Raw genomic sequence first — 15,395 nt, forward strand, 5'->3', positions numbered from 1 at the left:
ACATGGGCTATTCGGTGTCCGTCTTGATCGCCGTCAGGATCGGGATCCGCACGGCGCGGCGGGCCGGGACGAAGGCCGCGGCGACACCGATCGCCACGGTGATCGCCATGAACACGGCCAGCCGGTCCCACGGGAGCACGGGGGTGGTGTTGGCCTGGCCGCTCACCGTCATCGCGCCGATCACGCAGCCCGACACGACGCCGGCGAGCGCACCGATCACCGCGATGATCACCGACTCGATCCGCAGCACGGCACCCACCTGGGACCGGCCGAGCCCGACCGCGCGCAGCAGCCCGATCTCGCGGATGCGTTCCATTGTGGACATCGTCATGGTGTTGACCACGGACATCGCACCGATCAGGACCGAGACGCTCAGCATCGCGTAGAGGAGGTTGAGGTACAGGTCGAACTGCGCGGCCTGTGACTCGACGTACTCGTCGCGCGTCTGCACCACGAGGACCGGGTTGTCCAACGCACTGCGGATGCCGTCGCGCACCTTCTCCGCGGGTCCACTGGCCTTGATCAGCACCTCGCGGTTCCAGAGCTCGTCCGCCGGGATGTTCGCCGTGTCGACGAGGGCCTCGGCGCCGAACTCCTCCGGTGCGTCGAAGGTGGCCACGAGCGTGAGCGGTTTCTCCTTGCCCACCTTCGAACCGACCGTCCAGCCGCGCTCCGCAGCGACACTGCTCGCCACCGCGACGCCCGTGCCGAGCTGGTCCAGCGAACCCTCGCGGATCGTCAGCGGCACGAGCGCGCCGATCGCTCCGGCGTTCACCGCGGTCACCTCCAGGTCGCCCTTGTCCAGCGGCAGCAAAGCCCGCCGCAGCGCCGTGACGTGCTCGACGCCGGGCACCTTCGCGATCTCGTCGGCCACGCCGGGGCCGATGTCCGCGAACGGGAGCGCCTCCACCCGGACGTCCGCGTTGTTCCAGGACTTCGCGGTCTCCGCGCTCTTCGCCGAGATCGAGGCGATCGGCACGGTGACGGCGGCGCAGACCGACAGGCCGATCATCAGTGCGCTCGCCGTCGCACCGGTGCGGCGCGGGTTGCGGCGCGTGTTCTCCACGGCCAAAGTGCCGGCGAGTCCGGCGATCCGGGTCAACGGACCGCGCAGCACGGACGTCAGCCCCGAGGCGAGCAACGGCGTGAGGATGATCAGGCCGATCAGCATGGTCGGGGCGCCGAGGTAGATCATGGTCTGCTCACCTCGCCCGAGCACCACCATCAGGGTGCCGATCGTGGTGACCACGAGGCCCGCGATGTTCCTGCGGCGCAACGACTTCCCCGTCGGGGGCAGGCCGGTGCGCAGCGCCGCGATCGGCGGGATCGCGGCGGCCCGGCGAGCCGGGAGGTAGGCGGCCAGCAGGGTCACGCCGAGTCCGACGCCGAACGCCGCGAAAAGCGTCGTCGGAGTGAACGGCTGCAACGGGACCGGTGATCCGTCGAAGACGGCGAACTGCGACTTCAGCACGGCCGCGCCACCCACGCCCAGCAGGTAGCCGAGCACGGTCGCGGCGACTCCCAGCAGGGTCGCCTCGGTGAGGACCATCCGCAGCACGTACCGCCGCCCGGCACCGATCGCCCGCAGCAGCGCGTGTTCGCGTGCCCTGGCGGCGGCGAGCATCGTGAAGGTGTTGGCCACCAGGAAGGCCGACGAGAACAGCGCCACGCCAGCGAAGATCAGCAGGATCATGGTCAGCTTGTCGCCGTCGCTCGCCTCGAGCCTGGTCAGCTCGTCTGCGGTGTAGGAACGAAGGCCGGGCAACGCCTTCACGACCGCGGTTGCCAGTGCTTGCTGGCTGGTGCCCGGTGCCACCGTGAGCAACGCCGAGGTGTAGCCGCCTTTGCCGGGGTCGAACAGCTCACGCGCCGTGGCGTCGGCGAACGCGACGAGCGTGCCACCCTGCACGATCCGGGTGTTCTCGAAGTCGAACACACCGGCCAGCCGGACGTTGCGCGCCGTGCCCGCCACGACGACCCGCACCTTGTCGCCGACCTGGTAGCCGGTGCGTTGCGCGGCCCACTTGTCGAGCGCGACCTCGTCCGGTCCGGCAGGCGCAGTGCCGCCGATCAGCTTGTGCCGTTGCGGGTCGAAGCCGATCCCGCCGTCGGATCCCGGTGTGCCGACGAGCTTTCCGTCCTTGCCGACCAGGAACGCCGGGCCTTCCGCGACCGGGCGCACGCCGCCCACCCCGGCCACGCCGCGCAGCTGTTCGATCGTCGCGGGGGACATCGCGTTGTTGTCCCGTTGATCGACCTGGACGTCGAAGTCCTTGGGCACGCCTTGCACGGCCGCGCGCACGGTGTCGCCGTAGACCAGCGACCCGGTGACGAACGCGACGCCGAACACGATCGCGATCGCCGGCAGGAGGAAGCGCATGCGGTTGTCCGTCATGGACCGCCAGGCGACGCGGATCATCAGCGCACCGCCTGGCCGTCGAAGCGGCGCATCCGGTCCAGCACCAGATCCGCTGTGGGGCCGGCCATCTCGTCGACGATCCGGCCGTCGGCGAGGAACAGCACGCGGTCCGCGTAGCCGGCGGCGATCGGGTCGTGCGTGACCATCAGCACCGTCTGGCCCCACTCCTTCGCGCACCGGCGCAGCAACCCGAGGATCTGCGCGCCGCTGCGGGAGTCGAGGTTGCCGGTCGGTTCGTCGGCCACCACGATCTCCGGCCGCGACACGAGCGCCCGCGCGCAGGCCACGCGCTGCTGCTGGCCGCCGGACAGTTCGGAGGGCCGGTGCCCGAGCCGGTCGCCGAGCCCGACCGCGTCGACCACCCGCCGCGTCCAGTCCTGGTCCGGTTTCGTCCCGGCGAGAGTCAGCGGCAGGACGATGTTCTCCCAGGCAGTCAGCGTGGGTAGCAGGTTGAAGGACTGGAAGACGAACCCGATCTTGTCCCGCCGCAGCCGCGTCAGCTCGGCCTCCTTCAGCGAGCCGAGGTCCGCGCCACCGACCCACGCCTTGCCCGAGGTCGGCGTGTCGAGCCCTGCCAGGCAGTGCATGAGGGTGGACTTGCCGGAGCCGGAGGGCCCCATCACCGCGGTGAACTCACCACGCCGGAACTGCGCGGACACCTCGGCCAGCGCCGTCACCGCGGCCTGCCCGGACCCGTACACCTTGCCCAGCCGGTCGGCCACCGCCACCGTTCGCTGATCCATCTGACACCGTTCTCGTCGACTTCGGGGAACGGTCCAGAGCCTGCTGGCGCAGGACGCCGCGCGGATCCATCGCACTGCTGAGTGATCTCGGCGCGGCTCCACCAAAAGGTTGAGGCGTCTGGCCGCGGCTCTGACCTACCGTCGCCGGTATGACAGGCATCCTGACGCGGCTCACCTGGTGGCAGCGCGTCGTCTTCTGGCTGATCGTCGCGGCCGGGGGCGCCGTGCTGGTCGTCGAGGCGTTCAGCTCACCGAGCGCGTACGGCGCCGTGGGCGTGCTGCTCTGCGGGATCCTGCCGTCGGCGGCTTTGTTCACGCGAGACCTGCCCGCACGTGCCGTGGCGGGCATCGGGACGCTGTCGATCGCGTTCACCGTCGTGTGCGCGACCGTGCTGCCCGGTCACCTCGACAACACGTTCGGGTTGTTCGAGCTCGTCGGGCTCGCCTGTCTCAGCGTCCGGACCCTGCTGGTGTTCCCGGCCTGGCGCGCGGCGGGCCTGTGTGCGCTGCTGGGCGTCGCCGCGACCACGCTGCCGTTGCGTCTGGAGGGCTTGGACACCGTCCTCACCCCCGCGATGGCCTTCCTCATCGCCGTGGTGCTCGCGTTCGTCCTGCTGCTCGGCCTGGTCATGCGGCTCTACGACCGCAGCCGCACCGACTCGTTCCAGCTGTCCCGGCAGGCGCAACGGCTGGAGTACGCCCGCGATCTGCACGACTTCGTGGCCCACCACGTGACCGCGATCGTCGTGCAGACCCAGGCGGTCCGCTTCGCCACGGGCAGCGGGCAACTGCCCGACCCGGTGGTGCTGGACAAGATGCTCGACGGCATCGAACGGGCGGGCTCGCAGGCGTTGACGTCGATGCGGACCATGGTCGACGTCCTGCGCGACGACAACACCCCGATGCACCCCCACCAGGCGCTCACGCTGATGGTGAACGACCTCGCGACCAGCTTCACGGGTGCGCCGGTGAGCACGAACGTCGACCCGGCTATCGCCTCGCTCGACCTGCCCAACTCCACTGTGGACGCCGCGAGGCACGTGGTGCAGGAGGCGCTCACCAACGTGCTGCGGCACGCTATCCGCGTCAACGAGGTGACGATCAGCGCCCGTGCCAGGGGTCAGGAGGTGGAGATCAGCGTCACCAACGACGGCCAGGCGGGCGACAACGGCCTGCCCAAGGGCGGTTTCGGCCTGGTCGGCCTGGCCGAACGGGTGGAGTCGGCCGGTGGCAGCCTCTCCGCCGGCCCGACGGGTCGCGGGTGGACGGTCACAGCGCTTCTGCCATCCTCCACCGCATGACAATCCGGGTGCTGATCGCCGACGACCAGGAGATGATCCGCTCGGCGTTCGGGATGATCCTCGGCACGCAGCCCGACATGGAGGTCGTGGCGAGCGTCGCGGACGGCGAGAGCGCGGTCGAGCAGGCCCGCAGGCTGCGCCCCGACGTCTGCCTGCTCGACATCAGGATGCCCGCGCTCGACGGTCTGGAAGCGACGCGCCTGCTCGCCGGACCGGGCGTGGACGCGCCCCTCAACGTGCTCATCGCGACCACGTTCGACCTCGACGAGTACGTGTACCGCGCGCTGCGCAACGGCGCGTGCGGGTTCCTGCTCAAGGACATGTCACCGGCGTTGCTGATCGAGGCGGTCCGCGCCGCCTCCACCGGCACCAGCCTCATCTCCCCCGCCATCACAGTGCGGCTGCTGTCGAAGCTGGCGCCGGCACGGCAGGACTCCACTGTGGACAGGCCGTTGCCGGAGCCGCTGACCGACCGCGAGCTCGACGTCGTGAAGCTCGTCGCGAACGGTCACACGAACGACGAGATCGGCGCCAGGCTGTACGTCTCCGTCGCCACCGTGAAGACGCATCTGGCGAACGCGCAGCGCAAGCTCGCCGTCCGCAACCGGGTCGAGGTCGCGGCCTGGGCGTGGCGCACCGGCGTCGTCGGCGGCTGAGCAGCGCCGGCCCTGCGGTGGCAGAGGCGTCGCCCCTGCCACCGCAGCACGTGGATCAGCCGCAGTTGCCCCAGGTCTGACGGCCACCGCCCGACACGACCGTGCCCGCGGGGTTCCACACCCAGCCGTAGTACTGGACGCAGCGTCCGGCGGCGGCGTGCGAGACCGACTCCCAGTGCCCGGCGTCGGGGTCCGACTTGTAGTAGGTGCCCGTGTTCTGCACGATCAGTTCGACGCTCACCCGCGACGCGGTGCCGTGGTAGGAGGTCTTGCGCGTCACGACGCAGTTGACACCGGTCGAGTTGTTGTAGGCCAGGTGCACGTAGCCCCAGGTGGACGAGCCGGTGGTGACCGCACGGGTGCCGTCGCTGGCCGCGGCGAACCCGGAGCCGCAGCCGTTCGCGATCGCCTCGCTCTGCGTGTGTGCGTTGGCCGGCGCCGTGGACACGAGCACGAGGCCCAGCGCGATCGCACTCGCGCACAGCGTGGTCTGGAATCGTTTCAGCATGAGATGTCGTTCCTCCCCATAACCGCGCCGGTGCCGCTCCCCTGGGCTCCGCACGCGGTTGTCCAGCGTCTCGATCAGCGGGCGTGGCGCGACACCGCCAACAAGCGGGTGTCGTGCGGGCCGAGGACGACCCTGGGTGGGTGCCGGAGCGACCGCTACTGCCGAACGAGTACCCGGAGTCCACCGTGCGGGTTGCTGTGACGGCGGCTCAGGCGCGCGCCACCTCACGGCTCCCGGTCAGCCCGTCGAAGTCCTCTTCGGACAGATCGACCCCCACCGCACCGGCGTTCTCCTCCAGGTGGCGCACGGAGGACGTGCCGGGGATGGGCAGCATGACCTCCGACCGGCGCAGCAACCACGCCAGTGCGACCTGTGCCGCGGTGGCGCCGAGCCGGCGGGCCACCTCGGCCACGGGCGAGTCCGGCCGGACGCTCGGCGCGATCGGCAACCAGGGCAGGAACGCGATGCCGTGCCGCTCGCAGTGCTCCAGCACGTGCTCCGAACGCCGATCAGCGAGGTTGTACCGGTTCTGCACGCTCACGATCGGCGTGATCCGCCCCGCTTCGACGATCTGGTCGACGGAGACCTCGGACAGCCCGACGTGCCGCACCTTCCCCTCGTCCTGCAGCTGCTTCAAGGCGCCGATCTGGTCGGCCAGCGGGACCGCGGGGTCGACCCGGTGGAGCTGGAACAGGTCGATGCGCTCGACCCGCAGCCGGCGCAGGCTCAGCTCGGCCTGCTGGCGCAGGTACTCCGGCCGGCCGAGCGGGATCCACTCGTCGCCGGGGTGGCACTGGCCCGCCTTGGTGGCCACCACGACGTCGTCCGGGTACGGATACAGCGCCTCGGCCAGGAGTTCCTCGTTGCGGCCGAGGCTGTAGGAGTCGGCGGTGTCGATGAAGGTGATGCCGAGCTCGACCGCGCGGCGCGCCAGGACGTGCGCCGCGGCCGGGTCGTCCTCGGGCATCCGCATGGCGCCGAAGCCCAGCCGGTGGACCGGGAGGTCGCCGCCGAGGACGAGGTGGTGATCGGAATGCACGGGGGTCTCCTCGCGAGTGTCGGTTCCTGCGCCACCGACACTGCCGCCGCGGCGTTGCTAAGACAATCGAAACCTTCTTCGCTCAACCGCGTAGCATCGCTGATGTGTTGAACCTGGAACGCCTGCGGACCCTCCACGCGGTGTCCACCACGGGATCGGTCCGCGGCGCCGCCGAAGCACTGCACGTGACCACCTCGGCGGTGTCGCAGCAGCTGTCCAGGCTCGAGCGCGAGGTCGGCCAGCGCCTGCTGGAGAAGCAGGGGCGGGGCATCCGGCTCACCGACGCCGGAGAGCTGCTCGCCGAGCACGCCGGCAGGCTGCTGCAACAGGTCGAGCTCGTCGAGACCGACCTCGCCGGCCATCGCGGCGCGGTGGCCGGGACGCTCACCGTCGCCGCATTCGCCACGGCCGCCCGCGGCCTGCTGCCGGCGGTGCTGCACACGCTGCGGCAGCAGCATCCAGACCTGTCGGCGCGGCTCGCGGAACTGGAGCCCACCGAGTCGATCGCGCAGCTGCGCCACGGCGACGTCGACATCGCGGTGGTGCAGGACTGGCCGGAGGAACCGCTCGCGGTGCCCGGCGGGATCTCCTGCGCCCTGCTGCTGGAGGACGTTCTCGACGTGGCCCTGCCCGCCCGGCATCCCTTCGCGGACCGGGACACCGTCACCCTGGACGAGCTGGGCGGCGAGGACTGGGTGGGCTGGCCCAGCGACGAGATCTGCCACGGCTGGCTCGAGAACACCCTGCGGCGCAGCGGGATCCAGCGCCGGGTCCTGCACACCGCGTCGGAGCACTCAACCCAGCTCGCCCTGGTGGCGGCGGGGCTCGGCGCCGCGATCGTCCCCCGGCTCGGCCGCGGTCCCTCACCAGAGGGTGTCCGGTTCGTGCCGCTGCTGCCTGCGCCAACGCGACGCGTGTTCGCCTTGTGGCGCACCAGCACCACGAACCGTCCCGCGTGCCGGGTGACGTTGCGCGCGTTGCAGGAGGCCGCAGTTCATATCGGACAGCCGACTTTCCTTACGCCACAGGGAGAACTGGACTAGGCTCGAACCGAACTCTCCGATCATCAGCGCGGATTCGAGGAGCTACCGACGTGGTCGAGACGCACGACATCGTTCGCCCGCCTGCAGAACTCAGCGCGGCCCTCGCGCTCCTCGGCAGTGCGACGGCCAGCGCCGAGCTCAGTCGCATGGGCATCCGCAGCGCGTTCCTCTGCGGGCCGGTCTCGGTGACCCCCGGCATGCGGGTGGCCGGACCGGCTCTGACGTTGCAGTTCCTGCCGAAACGGGAGGACCTCTACCCCGTCGACGAGTACGAGGAGCCGGAGAAGCAGCTGCACCGCCACGTCATGTACCACGCCCAGCCCGGCGACATGATCGTCGTCGACGCGCGCGGTGACATGAGCAGCGGCGTGTTCGGCGAGATGATGCTGACCTACTTCAAGGGCCGTGGCGGCGCCGGCGTGGTGATCGACGGGTGCCTGCGCGACACCGGCGAGGCCAAGAAGCTCGGTCTCGGGCTGTGGATCCGTGGCGCCACACCGAACTACCACGCCCAGACCGACATCGTCCCGGCCGCCGTCAACGTCCCGGTGGCGTGCGGGGGCACGCTCGTCGTGCCGGGTGACATCGTGGTCGCCGACGACGACGGGGCGGTGGTGGTGCCGGTCGCGCTCGCGCCCGCTCTTGTCGCCGTCGCCCAGGAACACGCGGAATGGGAGGAGTTCTCCCGCATCCGGCTGTCCGAGGGCGGCGATCTTCGGCGGTACTACCCGCTGTCGGACGAGGCCCGGCCCGAGTACGAACGGTGGCGCGCAGAACAAGGGAAGGCATGACTCAGCTCCACAACCGGTCGTGACTCGACTCCGCGTCCCAGTGCTTCGTCTCGGCGAAGAACACCGGGTCGCGCGGGTCGAGTTGGCGCTGCAGGAGTTCCTCGTCGAGGTCGCCGAACCCCAGTCCCGGTGTGTCCGGCACCGTGATGTGGCCGTTCTGGATCAACGGCCGGGGCAGGCCGGTGACGAGGTCGCTCCAGAAGTCCACTTCGGCCGCATGGTGTTCGAGGGCCAGGAAGTTCTCCGTGGCAGCGGCCAGGTGCACGCACGCCATCGTCGCGATCGGTGACGCGGCAAGGTGCAGCGCCATCGCGATCCCGCGCTCCTGCGCGTAGTCGCCGAGCCGCTTGGTCTCCGCGATCCCGCCCGCCGTCGCCGGATCCGGGTGCACCACGCGGATCGCGCCGGCGTCGAGCAACGGCCGGAAACCTTCCAGCAGGTAGATGTCCTCCCCCGTGCACGTCGGGACGGCGACGGCCGCGGTGAGCTGACGCCACTGGTCGGTCAGCTGCCACGGGATCAGGTCCTCGATCCACGCCAGGGTGAACGGCTCCAGCGCACGGCCGATCCGGATGCACGAGTCCAGGGCGATGTGGCCGAAGTGGTCGGCGGCGAGCGCGACGTCGTAGCCGACCACGGAACGCACGGCGTCCACATAGGACGCCAGATGCTCGACACCCAGAGCGGTGACCTGGATACCGGTGAACGGGTGCATCGTCGTCAGGTCGGCGCGGGCGCCCGGCGGCGCGATCAGCGCCCCCGGCACGTCCCACAGCAGGTCGATGCCCACGTCCATCTTCAGCATCGTGAACCCTCGCTGCTTGCGCTCCAGCAACCGGGCGCCCATCGCGTGCGGGTCCGGCAGCGACGGAGTGTCGGCGTAGCAACGGATCTCGTCGCGGAACCGGCCCCCGATCAGCGCGTAGGCGGGCACCCCGTACGCCTTGCCGGCGAGGTCCATCAGCGCCATCTCGACGCCGGAGACCCCGCCGCCCTGACGGCCGTGGTGCCCGAACTGCTTGATCTTGCGGAAGATCTTGTCGACGTTGCACGGGTTCTCGCCGACGAGCCGGCTCTTGAGCATGAGCGCGTAGGTGGCGCTGGCCTGGTCGCGCACCTCGCCGTAGCCCACGAGCCCCTGGTTCGTGTCGATCCGGATGATCGACGAGCGGAACGGCACACCGTCCACGTTGGCCACCCGCAGGTCGGTGATCCGCAGGTCGCTCGGCCGGGACGCCGTGGCGACGTGCTCCTCCGTGATCGTCTCGCTCATCCCTTCACGGCCCCCGCGGTGAGGCCCTCGGTCAGGAACCGCTGCCCGAACGCGTACATGGTCACGACCGGGATGCTGATCAGCAGCGAGGCAGCGGCCAGCTGTCCTTGCGGCACGACGTCACCGAAGATCATCGACTGCATGCCGACGGGCAGCGTCTTGTAGTCGTCCTTGGTGATGAACACGAAGGCGAACAGGAACTCGTTCCACGCGTTGGTGAGCGTGAACAGCGCGACCGCGAGCAGCCCCGGTTTGGCCAGCGGCAGCACGATCCGGATGAACGCCCCGAACCGCGTGCAGCCGTCGACCAGCGCGGCCTCCTCCAGATCGGCCGGGATCGACTTGAAGTAGCCGACGAGCAGCCACGTCGCGAACGGCAGCGTGAACGTCGGGTACGCGAGCACGAGCGACCACAACGAGTCGTTGAGCCCGATCCCGCTCATCATCTGGTACAGCGGGATGAACAGCAGCGCACCCGGCATCACGTAGGTGAGCAGGATCGTCACCGTGAAGCTCTCCGAACCCCGGAACTTCAGCCGTGCCAACGCATAACCGGCCAGCGCCGCGCAGACCAGTGCGATCGCCGTGGACGCCACCGACACCAGGATCGTGTTGACGTACCAGGTGCCGAACGCCCTGTCGGTGAACAGGTTGGTGAACTGCTGGGTGGTCCACGGGGTCGGCCAGAGGTCGTCCGTGCGCGCGACGATCTGGTCGTCGGACTTGAAGGCCGTGACCGTCATCCAGTAGAGCGGGGCGAGGACGAAGGCCAGCAGCGCCAGGAGCGCGACCCCGCTGCCGGTGCCGCTCACCAGACGCGCCGCCAGCTGGTTGCCCCGCGCGGCGAGCATCGAGACGACCCGGCCGACTGCGGCCGCGAGCACCACGAACACGCCGAGCACGAGAGCGGCCTTCCACACGATGTGCGGCGACGCCCAGACCAGCAGCAGCACCGAGACCAGGACGATCACCCACGGCATCGCCCTGCGCTGCGCGGGAGTCAGCCGCCTGCGCCCCAGATCGCCCGCGTCCGGCAGGTCGTTGCGGCGCATCATCCGCACGAGGATCACCACGAGGATCGCGACGACCGGCAGCATCACCAGCGTGACCGCGGCACCCGCGCCCAGCTGCAACTGCTGGATGGCCTTGGAGTAGGCCACCATCACGTACGGAGCGGTGGCATCGCCCGGCCCGCCCTGGGTCATCAGCCAGATCAGGTCGAAGTTGTTGAACGTCCAGATCGACGACAGCAGCACCGTCACGATCATCACGTGCCGCAGGCCGGGCAGCGTGATGTGCACGAAGCGTTGCCACGGCGAGGCACCGTCCACCATCGCCGCCTCGTAGAGGTGGCTGTCGATGGCCTTGAGCCCCGCGAGGAACGTCACCGTGAAGAACGGGATGCCCTTCCAGACGTTGACCAGGATGACCGACGGCATCGCGAGCGCGGGGTCGGACAGCCACTCCGCGGGCCAGCGGTCGACCAGCCCGATCGAGGCGAGGACGGGCCCGATGCCGGAGTCGGTGAGCAGGACGTTGATGCTGCCGAAGATCGGGTCGAACAGCGACCGCCAGGTGAAGGCCGTGACGACCGTCGGCACCACCCACGGCAGCAGGATCACCCCGGCGAGGAACGCCCTGCCGCGGCGCATGTGGTGCAGCATCATCGCCGCGATCAGGCCGAGAACGACCTTGAAGATCTCGGCGTACGCGGTGAAGACGAAGGAGTTGAGGACTCCCTTGTGGAACAGGGAGTCGCCGACGAGGGCGGTGTAGTTGTCCAGCCCGACGAAGACCGTCTCCGCACCGTGCCGTTCCGTGGTGCTGGTGAAGATCGAGTCGACGATCGGGAACAGGATGAGGCCCGCGACCAGCACCAGCGTCGGCCCGATGAACACCGCCGCGAGGCGCCAGTCACGCCCGAGCACCCGCTGCGACCGGCTGATCGAGGGCGCGCTCGGCGCCGGGCTGGCCGGCGCCGGTCGCTCACGGACGACGGTCACTGCTTGTAGCCCTGCTGCTCGAAGACCTGCACGATCCTGGCGTGGGTCGCGGCGACGGCGTCGGCCGGTTTGGTGCCCTGGATGACCGACTGCATCATGTCCGTCAGCACGTACGCGGCGGTGGCGGCCTGTTCACCGGGGCTCGGCGCCTGGGGGAACGCGAAACCGGTCTTGGTGGTCACCGGCAGCTTCGTGCGGGTCTGCTCCCGCAGGGCGGGGAACGCCTGGTCGCCGCTCGTGTAGTACGGATCGGAGTCCCACACCTTGTCCCACGAGGGGTTCACCAGGCACGGCGCTCCCTTCGCGACACCGAGCAGCGCGGTCCCGCTCACCATGTACTTCGCGACCAGCTTGGCGAGATCGGGGTTCTTCGCACCCTTGAACACGACGAACGAGTTGGACTCGCCGAACGCGAGCGGCTTGTCGAGCGCCGGTCCGGTGGCGCCGTTGAACGGGTGGGTGTTGCCGTAGACCGGGTTGTTCTTGGTCTTCGAGTCGGCGTAGACGCTGAACTGGTTGAGCGTGAGCCCCAGGATCTGGGCCAGCCAGTTCTCGTTGTTGCTCGAGTCGGTCCAGCTGCCGATCCCCGGCGGCAGCATCGGCGTGTACTTCGGGTTCGTGTAGATGTCGCCGATGAACGTGACCGCCGCGACGGTCTCGGGCGAGTTGAACACCACCTTCGTGCCGGTGTTGTCCGCGATCGCGCCGCCGTAGCAGTTGATGACGTTCGCGATGAAGCCGTTGGCGTCGCCGGACCGGTTCACCGTGAGGCCCCAGCCGAAGCGCCTCTTCGCCGGGTCGGAGACCTCCAACGCGTTGTCGCGCAGCTCTTCCCACGTGTAGTGGGGTTTGAGCTCCAGTCCCTTCTCCTTGTACCAGTCCTTGCGCAGGTACATCGCGGACGCGATGAAGTGGTACGGGATAGCGAACCAGCGCCCGCCGAACACGCAGTAGGTGCTCGCCTCCGTCGCGGGCTCCCCGTAGAGCTTGCGCATCTCCTCGACCACGTCGGTGACGTCGGTGAGGGCGCCGAGGTTGTGGAGCTGGCCGACGAACCGCCGGTCGCTCACGAAGGCGAAGTCGCGGCTGGTGCCCGCTTTCACCTCGGCGTCCATCTTCGCGACCATGTCCCCGGCGTCACCGGAGACCAGGTCGTTGCGGACCGTGGTGCCGGTCGCCTGCGCGAACACCTGCAGCGACTTGTCCAGGGCCTTGTTGGCGGACTCCGAGTACAGCTTCTGCGAGAGCATCCCGACCTGTCCGCCGCGCAGCGAGGCGGCCTGGTCGATCAGTGCCTGGGGTACTTGGACATCGACTTGCGGCGCTGCGGGACTGCCGCCTCCACAGCCGGCGAGACCGAGCACGCCCAGCGCGCTCACGCCGAGGAAGGTGCGCCTCGATAAGCCTGAATTGTCTTCCATGACAACAACAACTCCTCTCGCGTCCGGCCAAGCGGACGCGTACCGACGGGGCGACGTTGCAACCGGCGGGACAGCGGGGCGCGAGCCGCGCTGCCGGGTCGTTCATGCGGCGAAGGACGCCGAACTGCTGAAGCGTTGTCTGGCGAGATGGCCGTGCGGCGCGTCAACGCCGCCGGGCCCTCCTGGTCTGCTGCTCCTTCTCCGCGAGGAGGTTGGAGTTGTTGGCGAGGTGTTTGCGCATCGCCGCGCGGGCACGGTCGGGATCGCGCGCCACGAGCGCTTCGTAGATCTCGGTGTGGTCGGCGGTGGCCTTGCGCAGCGCGGCCGGCGCCTCGTTGGTGATGCGCCGGCTGGCCGTGCCGAGCCAGCGGGCCGAGTACATGATCCGGTCGAGGAGGCGGTTGTCCGCCGCCCGGCAGATCTCCATGTGGAACTCGTGGTCGACCTCGAGGTACGCGTTGGGATCCGCCTCGAGCGCCGACATGCGGTCGATCTCGCCCCTGAGCCGGTCCAGCGCCTCGTCGGAGGCACTGGCCGCGGCCATCGCGGCGAGTTCCGGTTCGAGCAGCACCCGCATCTGGTGCAGCTCCTGCAACAGCTCGCCCACGATCTCCGTCGGCAGCCACTCGATCAGCAACGGACTCAGGTAGTCCCACTCCGCGGGGGGACGCACGACGACGCGCTTGCCCTGTGCGACGTCCACGATGTCGAGCGAGGCGAGGATCTTGAGCGTCTCCCGCGCCACCACGCGGGACACCCCGAACTCCTGGGCGATGTCGAGCTCCGACGGGGCCCGGCCGTCCTCCATCCCGCCGCTGACGATGCGGCGGGTCAGGTGTGCCGCCACCTGGACCGGAAGAGTGCGGACCTTGACAGGATCCGGAGACTCTTGTCCCCTTTGCATGTCATCAGCTTATAGGACAAGTTGGAGAAAGCGACAGTCCGTCTCATATGCACGACCCAGCGCTGGGAGAGCAAATGCGGATTGTGAACGTCACGACGGCGGTGGTGGCCTACCACGGCGAGGCCACCCTGGTGCGGATCGACACCGACGAGGGCATCAGCGGGTTCGGCGAGGCCAACCCCGACGCGGGTGCGGGCGCGGTGGTCGGAATGATCAACCATCTCAAGCCCCTCCTGATCGGCGAGGACCCGCGCAACGTCGAGCGGTGCTGGGAGAAGCTGCGGCGCAACAAGGTCTTCGCGGGCCCGCAGGGCGGGGTGTTCGTGATCGCCCTGTCCGGCATCGAGCTCGCGCTGTGGGACCTCGCGGGCAAGGCCGCGGGTCAGCCGGTCTACCGGATGCTCGGCGGGAAGTTCCGCGACCGGATCCGCCTCTACGCCGACTGCGGCGACGGCGACGACCCGGCGGGCTCGGTCGCCGGTTGCGTCGACCGGGCCCAGCGGATGGTCGCCGAGGGCTTCACCGCGATCAAGTTCGACATCGACAACCTCCACCACCCGGCCAAGTTCGACTCCTTCAACCACACGATCAACAACGCCGAGCTGCGCTCGATGACCGAGCGCGTGGCCGCCGTGCGGGAGGCGATCGGACCGGACGTCGACCTGGCCATCGACCTGCACGCCCGCTACGACGTGCCGAGCGCCTGCCGGATCTCGTGGGAGCTCGAACCGTTCCGCCTGATGTGGCTGGAGGAACCGCTGCCGGCGGAGAACGTCGACGCGCTGGCACGGGTGCGCGCGCAGACCCGCACACCGATCTGCGCGGGCGAGAACCTCTATCTGCGGTGGGGTTTCCGCGACCTGCTCGAACGCGGGGCCGTGGACGTCATCGAGCCGGACGTGCCGAAGTGCGGTGGCCTCGCCGAAGCCAAGAAGATCGCCAACCTGGCGGAGCTGCACTACATCCCGTTCGCGCCGCACCTGGTGTCGACACCGCTGGGCACGATGGCCACGTCGCACCTGTGCGGGGCCATCCCCAACTTCTTCGTCCAGGAATGGCACGCCCTCGAGGAACGCGAGGTGTGGGACAGCTACGTCCATGCCGCAGACGGGAGCGGCTCGATCGTGAAGGACGGGTACATCACGCTGCCCGACACGCCTGGCGTCGGCGTGGAGCTCGACATGGACGGCGTGCGGGCACACGCCGTCGCCGGTTACGGGGTGTTCGAGTAACAGCTGGAGGAGCCCGAACGGGGTGGCCCTACGATCTCCGGGGTGAGTTCGCCGACGCGAGA

The 15,395-nt window shown here is 69.5% G+C and carries 13 protein-coding genes; 5 read left to right on the top strand and 8 right to left on the bottom strand.

What is annotated here, in order from left to right:
* Positions 1 to 7 precede the first annotated feature (7 nt).
* Together ACSHWB_RS40150 and ACSHWB_RS40155 are read right to left on the bottom strand one after the other, a co-directional pair.
* A complete protein-coding gene (locus ACSHWB_RS40150; RefSeq protein WP_439658547.1) occupies positions 8 to 2,419 on the bottom strand; it encodes an ABC transporter permease in 2,412 nt (803 codons plus the stop codon).
* The gene (locus ACSHWB_RS40155; RefSeq protein WP_439658548.1) at positions 2,419 to 3,162 is read right to left on the bottom strand and encodes an ABC transporter ATP-binding protein; all 744 of its coding nucleotides are present in this window, start codon (positions 3,160 to 3,162) and stop codon (positions 2,419 to 2,421) included. The genes ACSHWB_RS40150 and ACSHWB_RS40155 overlap by 1 nt, the downstream gene beginning before the upstream one ends.
* A gap of 149 nt (positions 3,163 to 3,311) precedes the next feature.
* On the opposite strand from ACSHWB_RS40155, the gene ACSHWB_RS40160 reads away from it, so the two are divergent.
* Both ACSHWB_RS40160 and ACSHWB_RS40165 read left to right on the top strand, forming a co-directional pair.
* Positions 3,312 to 4,463, top strand: a complete 1,152-nt coding sequence (locus ACSHWB_RS40160; protein ID WP_439658549.1) for a sensor histidine kinase — start codon at positions 3,312 to 3,314, stop codon at positions 4,461 to 4,463.
* Positions 4,460 to 5,119, top strand: coding sequence for a response regulator (locus tag ACSHWB_RS40165; RefSeq protein ID WP_439658550.1), 660 nt, complete (start codon positions 4,460 to 4,462; stop codon positions 5,117 to 5,119). Before ACSHWB_RS40160 ends, ACSHWB_RS40165 begins: the two co-directional genes overlap by 4 nt.
* Before the next feature lie 55 nt (positions 5,120 to 5,174).
* Here ACSHWB_RS40165 and ACSHWB_RS40170 read toward each other — a convergent pair whose 3' ends face one another.
* Positions 5,175 to 5,627 carry a hypothetical protein gene (locus ACSHWB_RS40170; RefSeq protein ID WP_439658551.1) on the bottom strand — a complete coding sequence of 151 codons (453 nt, stop codon included), beginning with the start codon at positions 5,625 to 5,627 and terminating at the stop codon, positions 5,175 to 5,177.
* 208 nt (positions 5,628 to 5,835) lie between these two features.
* On the bottom strand, positions 5,836 to 6,600 hold the full coding sequence (locus tag ACSHWB_RS40175) for an aldo/keto reductase (RefSeq protein WP_439664752.1): 765 nt from the start codon (positions 6,598 to 6,600) through the stop codon (positions 5,836 to 5,838).
* Positions 6,601 to 6,770: 170 nt separating this feature from the next.
* On the opposite strand from ACSHWB_RS40175, the gene ACSHWB_RS40180 reads away from it, so the two are divergent.
* Both ACSHWB_RS40180 and ACSHWB_RS40185 read left to right on the top strand, forming a co-directional pair.
* On the top strand, positions 6,771 to 7,709 hold the full coding sequence (locus ACSHWB_RS40180) for a LysR family transcriptional regulator (RefSeq protein ID WP_439658552.1): 939 nt from the start codon (positions 6,771 to 6,773) through the stop codon (positions 7,707 to 7,709).
* A gap of 50 nt (positions 7,710 to 7,759) precedes the next feature.
* Positions 7,760 to 8,500: a ribonuclease activity regulator RraA gene (locus ACSHWB_RS40185; protein WP_439658553.1), complete on the top strand. Its 741-nt coding sequence runs from the start codon at positions 7,760 to 7,762 to the stop codon at positions 8,498 to 8,500.
* A gap of 1 nt (position 8,501) precedes the next feature.
* On the opposite strand, the gene ACSHWB_RS40190 is transcribed toward ACSHWB_RS40185, so the two are convergent.
* The 4 genes from ACSHWB_RS40190 to ACSHWB_RS40205 form a co-directional block, all read right to left on the bottom strand.
* Complete coding sequence (locus tag ACSHWB_RS40190; protein ID WP_439658554.1) at positions 8,502 to 9,773, bottom strand: mandelate racemase/muconate lactonizing enzyme family protein; 1,272 nt, start codon at positions 9,771 to 9,773, stop codon at positions 8,502 to 8,504.
* Positions 9,770 to 11,776: an ABC transporter permease gene (locus ACSHWB_RS40195; RefSeq protein ID WP_439658555.1), complete on the bottom strand. Its 2,007-nt coding sequence runs from the start codon at positions 11,774 to 11,776 to the stop codon at positions 9,770 to 9,772. Before ACSHWB_RS40195 ends, ACSHWB_RS40190 begins: the two co-directional genes overlap by 4 nt.
* A complete protein-coding gene (locus ACSHWB_RS40200) occupies positions 11,773 to 13,155 on the bottom strand; it encodes an extracellular solute-binding protein (RefSeq protein ID WP_439658556.1) in 1,383 nt (460 codons plus the stop codon). The genes ACSHWB_RS40195 and ACSHWB_RS40200 overlap by 4 nt, the downstream gene beginning before the upstream one ends.
* Before the next feature lie 205 nt (positions 13,156 to 13,360).
* Positions 13,361 to 14,101, bottom strand: a complete 741-nt coding sequence (locus ACSHWB_RS40205; protein ID WP_439658557.1) for a FadR/GntR family transcriptional regulator — start codon at positions 14,099 to 14,101, stop codon at positions 13,361 to 13,363.
* A gap of 74 nt (positions 14,102 to 14,175) precedes the next feature.
* On the opposite strand from ACSHWB_RS40205, the gene ACSHWB_RS40210 reads away from it, so the two are divergent.
* Positions 14,176 to 15,333, top strand: coding sequence for a mandelate racemase/muconate lactonizing enzyme family protein (locus tag ACSHWB_RS40210; RefSeq protein WP_439658558.1), 1,158 nt, complete (start codon positions 14,176 to 14,178; stop codon positions 15,331 to 15,333).
* Positions 15,334 to 15,395 lie beyond the last annotated feature (62 nt).

The sequence above is a fragment of the Lentzea sp. HUAS TT2 genome, from assembly GCF_051853195.1.
GTDB lineage: Bacteria > Actinomycetota > Actinomycetes > Mycobacteriales > Pseudonocardiaceae > Lentzea.